Below are 13,794 nucleotides of genomic sequence, written 5' to 3'. Positions count from 1 at the left end.
AAGTGTCCGAGCGTCGCAGCCCATCAATGAGAGGGGGGCAGGACGGCCGGTGATGAGAGGGGGAGGAGGGCGGGTGGTGAGAGGGGGCAGGACGGCGGGGTCGAGTCAGGCGGCCAGCCGGTGCGTTCCGGGCTCGTCGGCGGGGGCCGTCACGGCGGCGGGCCGTCGCGGCGCGGCGAGCGCCATCGCCATCAGCAGCGCCATCTCCGCCACCACCAGGGCACGCTCCAGCAGCCCGTAGTAGCCCGCCCCGCCGATCCACGCCGAGGTGAACGAGACCGGATGCGCCGCCAGATACAGCGCCAGCACCAGCGCGGCGGTCACCGCCAGCGCCCGGACCGCGGTCCACCCGGCCATCCGGGCCCGCCCCCGCGCCAGCGTCCAGCCCGCCACCGGCAGGGTGGTGAAGACGACGGCCGCCGACCACCGGTGGATCTCCCCGGCCAGCGACTTCAGCTCGGTCCCGGGCGGGTCAGTCGGGAAGAGCGCGCTCAGCATCAGCCCGGCCGCCGCGGCCAGCAGCAGCACCCGGGTCGCCGCCGTGGCCCGCGGATCCGCCGTGGCCAGCCCGTACGCGAGCGACACGCACGCCACCGCCAGCGCGAGCATGCCCAGCAGCGTCGGCGGCAGCCCGCCCGGCACCACCGCGTAGTGGCTGAGCAGCGGCTGGGCGGGCAGCGCCAGCTCGGCGTAACCGAGCGCGCCGGCGGACGCGAGCGTCGCCGTGACGGTGGTGACGGTCGCGGCACGGGTCATCGCGTCACCTCGTCGTAGATCTGCTCGAACCGGGCGAGCGAGGCCTGGTGGTCGTGGGTGAGCGCGAGCTCGCGGCTGGCCTGGCCGAGCTGCTCGCGCAGCGCGTCGTCGGTGAGGATCCGGGTGAGGTGACCGGCCAGGGCCTGCACGTCACCGGGCGGGAACAGGTAGCCGTTGCCGCCGTTGACCAGGTGCGGCAGCGCCATCGCGTCGGCCACCACGACGGGCAGGCCGGTCGCCATCGCCTCCAGGGTGGCGATGCTCTGCAGCTCGGCCACGCTCGGCATGGCGAACACGTCGGCGGTGGCGTACGCCTGCGGCATGCTCTCGTCCGGCACGAACCCGAGGAACGACACCCGCTCGCCCACCCCGATCCGGGCGGCGAGCTTCTCCAGCGGCTCGCGCTGGTGCCCGCGGCCGACGATCGCGAGCTGGGCGTCGGTCTCGTTCAGCACGTACGGCATCGCCCGGACGAGGTCGGAGAGCCGCTTCTCCTCGTCCAACCGGCCCACGAACAGCACAGTCGGCCGGTCCGGCAGGCCGAACAGCTTGCGCGCCCACGCCTTCGGCTCGGCGTGCGGGTGGAAGCGGGCCAGGTCGATGCCGCAGGAGACGGGCTCGACCGGGCGGTCGAAGCCCTGCTCGGCCAGGAGCGCGGCGGCCAGCGGGGTGGGCGTGGTGACGCGGTCGGCCTTGCGGAACACGCGCCCGAAGTCGCGCCAGGCGAGCTTGCCCACGCCCTCCCGCAGCCGGTCCGGGATGTGACCGAACTGGAAGAGGTTGTCCGGCATGAAGTGGTTGGTGGCCACGACCGGCACCCCGCGGCGGCGCGCGGCGGCCAGCGCGGCCCGGCCCACCACGAAGTGACCCTGGGTGTGCAGCACGTCCGGGTCGACCTCCGCCATCAGCCGGTCCAGCCGGGTGGGCACGGTGACCCGCATCGTCGGGTGGACGAGCAGCGGCGCCGACCGCAGCCGGTGCACGACCACGCCGTCTTCCACGCCGGTGCCGGCCGGGCCCGCGTCCGACTGGCACACCACGTGCACCTCGTTGCCGCGGGCCGCCAGCCCGGTGGCGAGACGGTGCGCGAAATAGGCCGTCCCGTTCACGTCCGGTGGGTACGTATCAGTCGAGATCATGATGCGCCGGGCCCGCACGGGAACGGGGGAGAGTCCGGCGTCGGGACGGGTCTTGTGCAGGGGCATCGCCATGATGGGTGAACTCCTCAGGGTTTCTAGACATGCGTTCCGGCCCGGGGAGACCGGGTTTCCAGCGGGGTCGTACGCGCGAGCGCGACCGTTCCGGCGGCGGCCACCGCCGCGGCCACGACCGGGGCGAGACCGGTGGGGAGCGGCTCGCCGAGCAGCAGCGCGCCGAATGCCACCGCCGTGATCGGGTCGGCGATCTGCAGCGCCGCGAACGAGACGCCGAAGTGGCCGACGGCGTAGGCGCGCTGCAGCATCACCAGCGCCAGCAGCACCGGGACCGGCAGGGCCACCAGGTAGGCCCAGTTCCAGCCGCCGTCCATCAGCACCCGCACCAGCGTCGCCGTCGCCCCGTACAGCACCCCGGCGGCGGTCGCCAGCAGCGCCGCCCGGCCCGCCGGGGCCGCCGCCCGCGCCCCCGCCCACAGCAGCAGCGCCGCCGCGCCGGAGACGCCGAGCAGGGTGAACAGCTCCGCCGGGTCGAGCCGCACCGGCCCGTGCGACTCCGGCACCAGCAGGACCAGCCCGACCAGCCCCGCCGCGACCAAGGACGCCGCGGCCAGCTCGGACGTGGCCGGGCGGCGGCCGTGCAGGGTCGCCGCGATCGGCAGCGCGAACAGCAGACTGGCCACCCCCATCGGCTGGACCACGGTGAGCGGGCCGAGCCCGAGCGCCACGACGTGCAGCCCGCCGCCCGCCACGATGGACACCCCTCCTAACAGCCAGCGCGGCCTGCGGAGCAGCGCCACCATCCCGGGCTGGTCCGTGCCCGCCGCCTCGAACTGCTGCAGCGCGGCCCCCAGCGCGAAGAACAGGGAGCCGACCAGAGCGATCAGCGCGGCCGGCACGGTCATGCCCCACTCCTTTCAGCTGGATGGTCGCCCGGCAGGGTCAAACCGACGTGTCCGAGGGAAGGCGCTCCGGGGAAGCGTTGATGGCGCGCCGCTTCCGCACCCAGCGGACCGCCTCCACCAGGAACGTGATCGACACCGCGACGCCCAGCCCGAGCAGCAGCCCCTTGATCGGGTCCTGCTCGAACGCCATCCCGCCGAAGAAACCGATCAACGCCGAGTACAGCGCCCACGAGACCGCCGCGATCGCGTCGAAGAACGCGAACGAGCGCCGCGGGTAGCGGACCGCGCCCATCGTGAGCGTGACCGCCGTCCTGCCTCCGGGGATGTACCGGGCCACCACCAGCACCAGGCCACCGCGCTCGGCGAGCGCCTGGCGCGCCCACACCATCGCCTTGCGCTCCCTCAGCCGTCGGCCGCCCTTGTATCCGAGCAGGTAGGAGATGTGGTCACCGGCGAACGCGCCGAGCGCCGCCACCAGGATCACCAGCGCCAGGTTCGGCTCGCCGGTCGCCGCGAACACCCCCGCGGTGATCACCGAGGTCTCCGCGGGCACGATCGGGAAGAACCCGTCGAGCAGCGCGAGCGCGAACAGCGCCAGGTAGAGCCAGGGAGACGACATCACCTGCTGGACTAACTCCAGGACGGCATGTGACATCAGCGAGAACTCCGATCGATCGGTGGGCACCTTCACTCTGGCGGTGCCGGATACCTGCGGACATCGGGGATGTCCCGGGTGGAACGCGGGCTCTTCCCTTAGCGGGATCAGGGCCGCGCCTTCCGAACCTAGAATCCTCGCAGGTCATCCCACATCGGACGATCGGTACGGGGTACCCCCCACTTTCGTCAGGGTTGCGGGTACGACCTTCGGGTGACGAGGGCGCGCTCACGGGAGCCGCCGGGCCACCCGAATCCTGGGGGCGCCGGCCGGAGTCGGCGGGTCGCCTGACTTTCGTCAGGTTCGGCGTTATGACCTGCGGCTGACAGTGGACCGTTGTGGTCATCTGAGTCGGCGGGCCACTCGACTCTCATCGAGTTCGGCAGTGCGACCTTCGGCCGGAGCGCTCACCCGAGTCGGCGGGTCACCTGACTTTCGTCAGGGTCGGGGATAGACCTTCGGGGGCAGCGGTCAGCGCCGGGTGGCGGATACGTTCGAGGGCGTGAACCGACTGCGCCGAGACGACCGCCGTCAGGTGGTCAAAGACCTGATCCTCTGGGTGCTGCTGGCCATCTCGGTCACCGCCATGGGCCCCGACCCGCTGCGGGACCTCGGCGCGTTCGGCGCCGTCACGGTGCCCCGGCTGGTGCTCACCGGGCTCGTCGTGCTCGTCGGCCGCCCGTGGCCACTGGCGGCGGTGGCGCTGCTGCTGCCGCTCGCGCCGCTGGACTTCTCCTACGGCCTGGCCACGTCCGACGTCTCCTGGTTCCAGCCCGGCGCCACCGAGGTGAAGATCTTCCCGTTGGGCCCGGTCTCGCCGTTCGTGATCTGGTACGCCTACCTCGCCGGACGCCGCGTCCCCCGCGCCCTGCCCGCCCTGGGCGTCGGCGCCCTGATCACCGCCGTCGGCGTCGCCCCCACCCTCACCAGAGGCACCACGGTCGGCCCCTGGATCACCCTGGTCAGCTGGCTCCTGGGCACCTACCTGATCCCCTACCTCCTGGGCCTCCTCCGCCGCCGCCTCCTGCACCAGCGAGACCAGGCACGGCAGGCCGCCGAGGCCCAGGCGCGCCTCCGCGAACGCGCACGGATCGCCCGAGACATGCACGACTCGCTCGGCCACGAACTCGCCCTCATCGCCGTCCGCGCCGCCGGCCTCGAACTCTCACCCACCCTGGAACCCGCCCACGCCAAAGCGGCAGGCGAACTACGCGCCGCCACCGCCGACGCCATCGAACGCCTCCACCAGATCATCGGCGTCCTCCGCGAAGACCCCGACCCCGCAGCACCACAGCCCGCACCCCAAGCCCCCGCCCGCACTCCGCCCCAGCACCCCGCCCCCTCTCCGTCCGAGGACTTTGCCCTCACTCCGTCCGAGCGCCCCGCCCCCTCTCCGCCCCAGCACCTCAGCCCTACTGCGTCTGAGGACTCCGCCTCCCCTCCGTCCGAGCGCCCCAGCCCTACTCCGTCCGAGGACATTGCCCCCAGTCCGTCCGAGCGCCCCAGCCCCTCTCCGTCGGAGGACCCGGCCTTCACTCCTGAGGGCCTCGCCACCACGTCGTCCGGGGTGGACCTCTCCGTCATGCACTCATCAGGCGCGCACGGAGACGTTGACCCTGCATCTACGCAGGCCGGGCGTGTGGACTTCGACCCCGCTCAGGGCGTGCATGCGGATGTGGCAGGGCTGGTGGAGAGGGCGCGGGATTCCGGGATGGCGATCAGTTTCCGGGTTGAGGAGCCGGTGCCCGGGGTGGCGTATGCGGTGGTGCGGGAAGGGCTGACGAACGCCGCCAAGCATGCGCCGGGTGCCGAGGTCGAGGTCGCGGTGACTCCGAAGCGGGTGGTGGTCCGTAATGGGCCGCCTGCCTACGCTCCGTTGAATGCGCCGACTGGTGGGTTCGGGCTGGTGGGGCTGAGTGAGAGGGCGCGCCGAACAGGTGGCACTCTGCGGGCCGGAGCTGTGGACGGGGGTTTCGAGGTGGTCGTCGAGCTGCCGTGAGTCACCCGTACGGGGGAGGGAGATCACCTGACAGCGTGAGGCGCCGAGGCAGGCCGGAAGAGCAGGCTCGGCGGTATGAAGACGACACCCGGCCGGATCATCGCGGCGGTCGTGGCCATCGCCGCCATGCTGCCCTATCTCACGCTCAAGGTCCTCTGGCTGACCGGCAGCTCGGTCGGCGTCACCGACCCGGCGCTCATGGACGACCCGACGATGTACGGGATGAACCTGCTGACGTTCGGGATGGACGCCGTCGCGCTGATCCTGGCGCTCGGGTTCACCATGCGGTGGGGGATGCGGCTGCCCGCCTGGGTGGTGCTGCTGCCGCTCTGGGTCGGCACCGGCCTGCTCGGCGTGATCGTGATCACGACCCCGCTGGGGCTGCTGATCCAGGGGGAGTCCCTGTTCGCCTTCGGCGGCCCGATCGAGCCGTGGGTTTACCTGATGGTCTACGGCGGTTTCATCGGGCAGGGCGTCGGCCTCATGGCGGCGTTCGTGCTCTACGCCCGCGACCGCTGGCCCGCCGTCTTCACCACCCTGACCGGTCACCCGTACCGGTCGTTCACGAGACCGTTCCAGCGGGTGGTGGCGTGGGGTTCGCTGGCGGTGACGGCCGTCATCGCCGGGGTCCGCTGTTACTGGGCGCTGGGCGGCGCCGGAGGGCTGCCGCCGGGGGCCGCCGAGGCGATGACCCCGGCAGGCGCGCTGCAGCAGGGCACGCAGGGGCTGCTGGCGTTGAGCGCGGGGGTGGCGCTGGTGGTCCTGGTGCGGGCGCGCGGGAGGAGGCCGTTCTGGCAGCCGCTGGTGGTGGCCTGGCTGGGGTCGGGGGCGCTGTTCGGGTGGGGGCTCTACGGCATGATCGTCCGGGTGTCGGCGGGGCCGCTCGGCGGGGGCGGCGGCGCGCTGCCCGATCTGGTGCTGCTGTTCGGCATGCTGACCGGGCTGGTCATGGCGATGTACGGGGCGTTCCTGCTGGCCGAACGGTCAGGCGTGGGTGATGTGCAGCCGCCGCAGCAGCCGCTTGAAAGCGAAGATCGACACGGTGATCGCCAGCCCGCTCATCACGGCCACCGCTGACGTGCGGAGCAGGATGTAGCCGCCGAGCGAGCCCGCCAGATACTCGTAGATCGCCAGCGCGATGCTCACGCCCGAGTTCATCAGCAGGACGAACGCCCACAGCAGTGTGATCCGGGCGAAGAACCTGCGGACCCGCTCGTGCTTGAGCACCGCGTTGGGCAGGTGGATGTAGTCGAGGGTGAGCTTCTCCACGAGCGGCCGGTTCAGCCGGACGGACGCCAGGAAGGCCATGCTGATGCAGATGGTGCCGAGTTCGGGCTGGATGAAGTACCACACCCAGGTGCCGGTCCACAGCCCGATGACCGTGCGCAGGGTGATCGCGGCGGCGGCCAGGTACATCGTGGCCGGGACCGGGATCCGCCTGATGAGCCGCCAGCCGACGCCCACGTACACCCACGCGCAGGTCAGGACGAGCGCCCAGTTGAGGCCGAGCAGCGTCATCGCGGCGTAGAACACCACCAGCGGGGCGACGACCGCTTCGAGCAGCCGGGGGGCTGCCTGCCATGCGAGCAAGGTCAGACGGGGCAGGGTGACGGGAGGGTGGTTCAACGCTCGCTCCGCAGTTGGGGCCGACGGGCAGGGGACTACCCAGGCGCCGGGCCGGCAGCCTTGCCGGGCGGACCGCTGAACGTCACCTCGCGGCCACCCTGGCACACTCCGACCCTCGCATCCGGGGGTTGCCGGGAGCTTTCCGGTGGCTTACCGTACCTGACCCCTCTGAGGGCGACTGCCACTTTTGACACGTTGAGAATGACGATCAGCTGAGCGATGAGGCCGCCAGCGACGCCCCGAAAGCGAGGAAGACCGCGCCCACACCCGAGGTCAGGCCCGCACTGAGCCGCCGCCGGGCGCGGAACTGGTCGGCCAGGAAGGAGCCGCCGAAAATCAGCGCGGTGAGATAGAGCGCGCTGAACACCTGGATGATCGCCCCCAGGATGAGGAACGACAGCGCGGGCGTCGCGTATCCCGGGTCGACGAACTGGACGAAGAACGACACGAAGAACAGAATCGCCTTCGGGTTGAGCAGGCTGATCGCCAGGGCCTTGCCGAACGGGCGGGGGTCGCGCGCCACCCGCTCGGGGCCGCTCGACACGGCCGCCGCGACGTCGTTGTTCCGCCACGCCCGCCTGGCTCCCCGGATCATCTGGAGCCCCAGCCAGGCCAGATAGACCGCGCCCGCGTACTTCACGACGGTGAACACCAGCGGCGCCGAGCGCATCAGCGACGCGGCGCCGGCGGCGGAGAACAGCATCAGGACGCAGTCGCCGACGAACACCCCGCCCGCCGCCCGGTAGCCCTGCCGCACGCCGTGCTGCGCGGCCTGGGCGAGCACGAACAGCGAGTTCGGGCCCGGCAGGAGAATGATCAGAAACGCGCCGATGACGTACGTCCAGATATCCGTGATGCCGAAGAACATCCCGCCCTCGCTCCAGGCCAGCCGTGGTGACAGTCCAGGCTACCGGCCCTGGACGCGCGGCCGAGATTGGGCCTTCCCCGGGAGGGGCGCGTCCTCACGCTCAGGTCAGGCGCGCGTCCACCCGAGCCCGCGCGCCGAGGAGGACGAGGTGCATCGCCGATTGTCATCACCGCGTCCGCCGTCGGACTCCGGCTACCACACCTACGCCGAGATGATCGCGTTCATCGACGGGCTGGTCGCCGACCATCCCGCCATCGCGAGCAAGTTCTCGTACGGGACCTCGTACGAAGGGCGTCAGCTGGTCGGCCTCAAGATCAGCGACAACGTCGGGACGGACGAGGCGGAGCCGGGGGTGCTGTTCACCGCCCACCAGCACGCCCGCGAGCACCTCACCGTCGAGATGGCGCTGTACATCATGGACCTGCTCACCGACTGGTACGGCGCCGACTCCCGGATCACCTCGCTGGTGAACTCCCGCGAGATCTGGATCATGCCCGGCTTCTACCCGCCGGACGAGCAGATCGGGCCGCAGACCACCCGCAACAGGGAGGCGGTGCTGCGGTTCCTGGCGTACGACATCGACGGCGGCGTCACCTCGATCCAGTCGCCGCCGATCACGCTGCCCGCCGGCGGCACCACCGCCCTGTCGTTCTCCTGGTACCTGGCGCACGGGTCGAACGCGAGCGGCGCCGACTACTTCCGGGTCAGGGTCGTGGGGAACAGCACGGCGACGGTGTTCCAGCAGGCGGGCGCCGCGTCCGACCGGGACGGGGCGTGGAGCGTGGCCACCGCCGATCTGAGCCCGTTCGCCGGGCAGACGGTGCGCATCCTGATCGACGCCGCGGACGCGGCCGGCGCCTCGCTGGTGGAGGCGGCGGTCGACGACGTGCGGATCACGCGGCAGAGCTGAACGGTCCCCGCCGCTCCCGGGCGGCGGGGCTGCACATTGGGTCTTGTAAGCGGTGGATGTCAAGGCTACGATCGCGTCAACTCTTAGGAAACTTTCCTAACAGTTCGGGACCCCCTGACGGCCTGCGCCTGCCTCCGCGGGCCGTGCCGCGCGGCCCGTGCCCTCACCCCCCGGGCACGGGCCGCACGGTACGCCACCGACAAGGACGACGATGTGAAACTACGCGTGATCCTGGTCGCGCTCGCGACCCTCGCACTCGGACTCACCGCATCCCCCGCCCAGGCGGCCTCGGCGACCGCCGCCTTCACCAAGGTGTCCGACTGGGGCACCGGCTTCGAAGCCAAGATCACCGTCACCAACGGCACGTCCAGCCCGATGAACGGGTGGAACGTCCAGTTCGACCTCCCGGCCGGCTTCTCCATCGCCTCCGCGTGGGACGCCGTCCAGTCCAGGAACGGCCAGCACTACACCTTCACCAACCCCTCCTGGGCGCCTGCCCTCGCCCCCGGAGCGAGCGCGAGCTTCGGCTTCACCGGCAGCCCCGGCAACCTCCCCGGCATCACCGGCTGCACCCTCAACGGCGCCCCCTGCGACGGCGACGGCGGCCCCGGGCCCGGAGTCCCCGGCAAGCCCGGCGGGCTCTCCGCCACCGGCGGCACCGGCTCCATCACCCTGACCTGGACCGCCGCGAGCGGCTCCGTCGACGGCTACCGCGTCTACGAGGGCACCGCTGTCAAGGCCGCTGTCAGCGGCACCACCGCCACCATCACCGGCCTCGGCGACTGCGCGACCCGCACCTACACCGTCCGGGCCCACAACGATGCGGGCGAGTCGGCGCCCAGCGACCCGGCCACCGCCACCACGGCCGGCTGCCAGCCCGGCCAGCCGGGGGAAGGGCTGCCCAAGCACTTCCTCACCGGCTACTGGCACAACTTCGTCAACCCGGCCGAGGAACTGCGGCTGTCGGCCGTACCCGATGAGTACGACCTGGTCGCGATCGCGTTCGGCGAGGCCACCGCGAACCCCGGCGAGGTCGTCTTCGGCGTCGACCCGGGCCTGTCCGCGGCGCTCGGCGGCTACACCGACGCCCAGTTCAAGGCCGACGTGCGGGCGCTCCAGCAGCGCGGCAAGAAGGTGATCCTCTCTGTCGGCGGCGAGACCGGGCGGGTGCAGGTCGCGAGCGCCGCCGCCGCGGCCAGGTTCTCCGACTCGGTGTACGCGATCATGAACGAGTACGGGTTCGACGGCGTGGACATCGACCTGGAGAACGGGCTCAACGCCACCTACATGGCCCAGGCCCTCAGGTCGCTGCACGCCAGGACCGGCCCGGACCTGATCATCACGATGGCGCCGCAGACCATCGACATGCAGTCGACCGGGATGGAGTACTTCAAGCTCGCCCTGTCGATCAAGGACATCCTCACCGTCGTCCACATGCAGTACTACAACTCCGGCGCGATGCTCGGCTGCGACCAGGCGTGGGCCTACCCCCAGGGCTCGGTCGACTTCCTGACGGCGCTCGCCTGCATCCAGCTGGAGAACGGGCTCCGGCCCGACCAGGTGGCGCTGGGCCTGCCCGCCGGGCCGGGCGCCGCGGGCGGCGGCGTGGTCTCACCCGCCGTCGTCAACCAGGCGCTCGACTGCCTGGCCACCCGGACCCGCTGCGGCTCGTTCGTGCCGCCGCGCGCCTACCCCGACATCAGGGGCGCGATGACCTGGTCCATCAACTGGGACGCCACCCACAACTGGAACTTCTCCAAGACCGTCAAGCCGCACCTCCAAGGAATGTCATGAAATTTCGGCGCATGTTCCTTGCGTTACTCGCCTCCCTGGCCATGACGCTCTCCGGCCTGGCCACGGTGACGGCCCCCGCCGCCTACGGCGCGACCACCGCCGCCCACCCGGCCTGGGCGACCTACACCGCCTACGCCGCAGGCGCCCGCGTCACCCACAAGGGCGTCGACTACGAGTGCATCCAGGCCCACACCTCGCTGCCGGGCTGGGAGCCCGACATCGTGCCCGCCCTGTGGAAGCCCGTCAGCGGCGGAGGCGGCGGCGGTGACACCCAGGCCCCGTCCGTGCCGGGCAACCTCCGCTCGACCGGCGTCACCTCCAGCAGCGTCTCGCTGGCCTGGAACGCCTCCACCGACAACGTCGGCGTCACCGGCTACCAGGTCTACCGGGGCGGCAACCTGGTGACGACCGTCAGCGGCACCTCGTACACCGACACCGGCCTGGCCGCGAACACGAGCTACAGCTACACCGTCCGGGCCCGCGACGCCGCCGGCAACCTGTCCGGCCACAGCGGCTCCGCCACCGCCCGCACCTCCAGCGGCGGCACCAACCCCGGCCCGAACCCGGGCCGCATGCCCGGCGCCCCCTACCTCTGGATGGGCTGGGGCAACCCGCCCAACCCGGGCACCGTCATGGACGCCACCGGCGTCAAGTCGTTCACCATGGCGTTCATCCTGTCCAGCGGCGGCTGCAACCCGGCCTGGGACGGCCAGCGTCCGCTCACCGGAGGCCCCGACCAGCAGGCCATCAACACGATCAAGTCGAAGGGCGGCAGCGTCCAGATCTCCTTCGGCGGCTGGCAGGGCAACAAGCTCGGCCCGAACTGCGCCACCCCGCAGGCCTTCGCCGGCGCCGTGCAGCAGGTCATCAACGCCGTCGGCCCGGCCGTGGTCGACTTCGACATCGAGAACTACGACGAGTTCGAGAACCACACCGTGCAGGACCGCATCCTGAACGGCCTCAAGATCGTCAAGCAGAACAACCCGAACGTCAAGGTCGTCGTCACCTTCGGCACCTCCAGGACCGGCCCGAACGCGCACGGCGTCCGCCTGATCAACCAGGCCAGGGCCCTGAACGTGCCGATCGACAACTTCACGATCATGCCGTTCGACTTCGGCAGCCCGAACATCTACCAGGACACGATCAACGCGGCCGAGGGCCTGAAGAACGCACTCAAGAACGCCTACGGCTACACCGACGCGCAGGCCTACGCCCGGATGGGCATCTCCGGCATGAACGGCCTGTCCGACCAGCACGAGATGACCACCCCGCAGACCTGGACCCAGATCCGCGACTGGGCCACGTCCAAGGGCCTGACCCGGCTCGCCTACTGGGGCGTCAACCGTGACCGCTCCTGCCCGGGCGGCGGCGTGGTCGCCCACTGCAGCGGCATCTCCCAGGGCGAGTGGGAGTTCACCCGCATCACCGCCGGGTTCTGACCGGACCGGGCCCGGGGCGGCGCCCTCGCCCCGGGCTCACGGCACCCGCACCAGCTGGGTGGGCTTGAGCGGCACCCCCACCCCCGGCGGCCGGTAGACCGGCAGCGCCTCCCCGTACTCGTACATCCAGGCGTGGTCCACCACCGTCCGCATCGCGTGCCCGTCAGCCCGCGGCTCCTCGGCGGCGGGCTCCACCTGCCCGTCCGACAGCTTCGCCACCATGTCGGCCACCAGCCGCGCGTCCGGCGCGGCCAGGTCGCACCGCTCGTCCGGCCCGATGAGCAGATCCACCTGCGGCGGCAGCGGATAGATCCACCGCGGCAGGGCCAGCACCCGCGGCGGCGGCGCCATCGGCAGCCCGCCGCGCACCGCGTCCAGCAGCACAGCCCGCGACGACCGCCGGTCGAACGTGCCGCCCGCCAGCGCCCAGCTCAGCGCCCCCAGATCCGACCGGTCCTCGCCGCACGCGTGCAGCACCAGGTACGGCACGAGCGGCACCCCGGCGCCGCCCGACGCCTGCGCCCACCCCCGGCGGCAGCCGGTCAGCACCAGCAGCGTCAGCATCGCCCGGTAGGCGGTGTCGGCGTGCGGCGTGTCCAGCCAGCCCGGCACCACCAGGCACCGCCCGCCCGTCTTCTCGGCCGTCACCCCCAGCTCCCTGGCCAGCTTCAGCGCCCGCGACGCCGCCACCCCCGTGTGCGCCTCCTGCCAGCCCGGCGTGTACGGGGCGTTCCGGTCGTCGTAACCGCCCGGCCAGCTGCCCGGCAGCCCCGGCCGGGCCAGCCCGTACACGGCGAGCAGCAGGTCGAAGACGGTCGTCACCAGGTCGTCGCCGTCACGCATCGCGGGCACGCCCCGGCGCAGCACGCCCGGCCCCACGTCGAACCGCGGCAGCAGCACCTCCGTAGCCGTGGCCCCGTCGCCCCCGTACAGGCTGAGCCGGCCGGCGGCCCGGCCGAGCAGCCCGGCGGGCACCAGCCCCTCCTCCAGCTCGCGCAGCCGCACCAGCGCCGGCAGGTCGGTGGAGGCCATCGCGTGCGCGGCGAAGGCGGGCCGGTCCAGGTAGAACTCCTTGAGCAGCACGTGCCCGACCGCCATGGCCAGCGCCCCGTCGGTGCCGGGCCGTACCACCAGCGTCTCGTCCGACAGGCGCGTGGGGTGCGGGCCGACGGCCACCACCTTCTGCCCCTTGTAGCGCCCGGCGATCACCCAGGGCGAGCCGGGCGCGCGGACGTTCCGGTTGTTCTCACCCCAGAGCAGCACGTACGCCGCGTCCGCCCAGTCCTCCTGCCGCGGCCCGCGGAACCCCGGGCCGAGCAGCTGGCCGGGCGCGGTCGACTCCTCGGTCAGGATCGCGCCGCCCAGCCCGCGCACCAGCCCGGCCAGCGGCGAGGTCGCCAGCGCCGCCACCTGGTCGGGGCCGTGCTCGGACGCGGTGTGCACGATCGCCGCGGCGGCCAGCTCGGCCGCCGACGCGTCGTCAAGAGGAACCCGGCGGCCGCCCCGCGCCTGGCGGTAGGCCGCGGAGTCGGCGGCGAGCCTCGCCCACGCGGCGACCGGGTCCCGTATCTCTTCGCGCACCTCGAAATAGAGCCTGACCAGCGCCTGGTTGACTTCGGATCCCCCCATGCGAAAAGTTCAGCACAGACGGTCATGTTCTGACGCCTTACGACCCCGCATGTCGGAGA

Annotated in this window: 12 protein-coding genes; 5 read left to right on the top strand and 7 right to left on the bottom strand. The window is 72.0% G+C overall.

The window, feature by feature from the left end; all coding sequences use genetic code 11:
* Positions 1 to 105: 105 nt before the first annotated feature.
* The 4 genes from AB0J42_RS14445 to AB0J42_RS14430 are packed head-to-tail and all read right to left on the bottom strand — an operon-like array spanning position 106 to position 3,470.
* Complete coding sequence (locus AB0J42_RS14445) at positions 106 to 756, bottom strand: DUF998 domain-containing protein (RefSeq protein ID WP_364293421.1); 651 nt, start codon at positions 754 to 756, stop codon at positions 106 to 108.
* The gene (locus AB0J42_RS14440) at positions 753 to 1,961 is read right to left on the bottom strand and encodes a glycosyltransferase (RefSeq protein WP_364294036.1); all 1,209 of its coding nucleotides are present in this window, start codon (positions 1,959 to 1,961) and stop codon (positions 753 to 755) included. Before AB0J42_RS14440 ends, AB0J42_RS14445 begins: the two co-directional genes overlap by 4 nt.
* 29 nt (positions 1,962 to 1,990) lie before the next feature.
* Positions 1,991 to 2,815, bottom strand: a complete 825-nt coding sequence (locus AB0J42_RS14435) for a DMT family transporter (RefSeq protein ID WP_364293418.1) — start codon at positions 2,813 to 2,815, stop codon at positions 1,991 to 1,993.
* Between the two features lie 37 nt (positions 2,816 to 2,852).
* A complete protein-coding gene (locus AB0J42_RS14430; RefSeq protein WP_364293415.1) occupies positions 2,853 to 3,470 on the bottom strand; it encodes a DedA family protein in 618 nt (205 codons plus the stop codon).
* Positions 3,471 to 3,972: 502 nt separating this feature from the next.
* Between AB0J42_RS14430 and AB0J42_RS14425 the strand changes: the two genes are divergently transcribed.
* The gene (locus AB0J42_RS14425) at positions 3,973 to 5,469 is read left to right on the top strand and encodes a histidine kinase (protein ID WP_364293412.1); all 1,497 of its coding nucleotides are present in this window, start codon (positions 3,973 to 3,975) and stop codon (positions 5,467 to 5,469) included.
* 75 nt (positions 5,470 to 5,544) lie between these two features.
* The gene (locus AB0J42_RS14420; RefSeq protein WP_364293409.1) at positions 5,545 to 6,546 is read left to right on the top strand and encodes a hypothetical protein; all 1,002 of its coding nucleotides are present in this window, start codon (positions 5,545 to 5,547) and stop codon (positions 6,544 to 6,546) included.
* On the opposite strand, the gene AB0J42_RS14415 is transcribed toward AB0J42_RS14420, so the two are convergent.
* Both AB0J42_RS14415 and leuE read right to left on the bottom strand, forming a co-directional pair.
* The gene (locus AB0J42_RS14415) at positions 6,454 to 7,095 is read right to left on the bottom strand and encodes a VC0807 family protein (RefSeq protein ID WP_364293406.1); all 642 of its coding nucleotides are present in this window, start codon (positions 7,093 to 7,095) and stop codon (positions 6,454 to 6,456) included. The genes AB0J42_RS14420 and AB0J42_RS14415 overlap by 93 nt on opposite strands.
* 208 nt (positions 7,096 to 7,303) lie before the next feature.
* Complete coding sequence (gene leuE, locus AB0J42_RS14410) at positions 7,304 to 7,963, bottom strand: leucine efflux protein LeuE (RefSeq protein WP_364293403.1); 660 nt, start codon at positions 7,961 to 7,963, stop codon at positions 7,304 to 7,306.
* 160 nt (positions 7,964 to 8,123) lie between these two features.
* On the opposite strand from leuE, the gene AB0J42_RS14405 reads away from it, so the two are divergent.
* The 3 genes from AB0J42_RS14405 to AB0J42_RS14395 all read left to right on the top strand — a co-directional run bounded on the left by AB0J42_RS14405 (position 8,124) and on the right by AB0J42_RS14395 (position 12,106).
* Entirely contained in the window at positions 8,124 to 8,873 is a 750-nt protein-coding gene (locus tag AB0J42_RS14405) for a M14 family zinc carboxypeptidase (RefSeq protein WP_364293400.1), read from the top strand.
* A 213-nt stretch (positions 8,874 to 9,086) separates the two neighbouring features.
* Positions 9,087 to 10,667, top strand: coding sequence for a cellulose binding domain-containing protein (locus AB0J42_RS14400; RefSeq protein WP_364293397.1), 1,581 nt, complete (start codon positions 9,087 to 9,089; stop codon positions 10,665 to 10,667).
* An 11-nt stretch (positions 10,668 to 10,678) separates the two neighbouring features.
* Positions 10,679 to 12,106, top strand: coding sequence for a carbohydrate-binding protein (locus AB0J42_RS14395; protein WP_364293394.1), 1,428 nt, complete (start codon positions 10,679 to 10,681; stop codon positions 12,104 to 12,106).
* Positions 12,107 to 12,142: 36 nt separating this feature from the next.
* On the opposite strand, the gene AB0J42_RS14390 is transcribed toward AB0J42_RS14395, so the two are convergent.
* Entirely contained in the window at positions 12,143 to 13,735 is a 1,593-nt protein-coding gene (locus tag AB0J42_RS14390) for a molybdopterin-dependent oxidoreductase (RefSeq protein WP_364293391.1), read from the bottom strand.
* Positions 13,736 to 13,794: the final 59 nt, after the last annotated feature.

This window comes from Nonomuraea sp. NPDC049649 (genome assembly GCF_040675175.1).
GTDB lineage: Bacteria > Actinomycetota > Actinomycetes > Streptosporangiales > Streptosporangiaceae > Nonomuraea.
The sequence above is the reverse complement of the archived record's forward strand: the minus strand, read 5'-3'. Positions and strand labels throughout refer to the sequence as shown.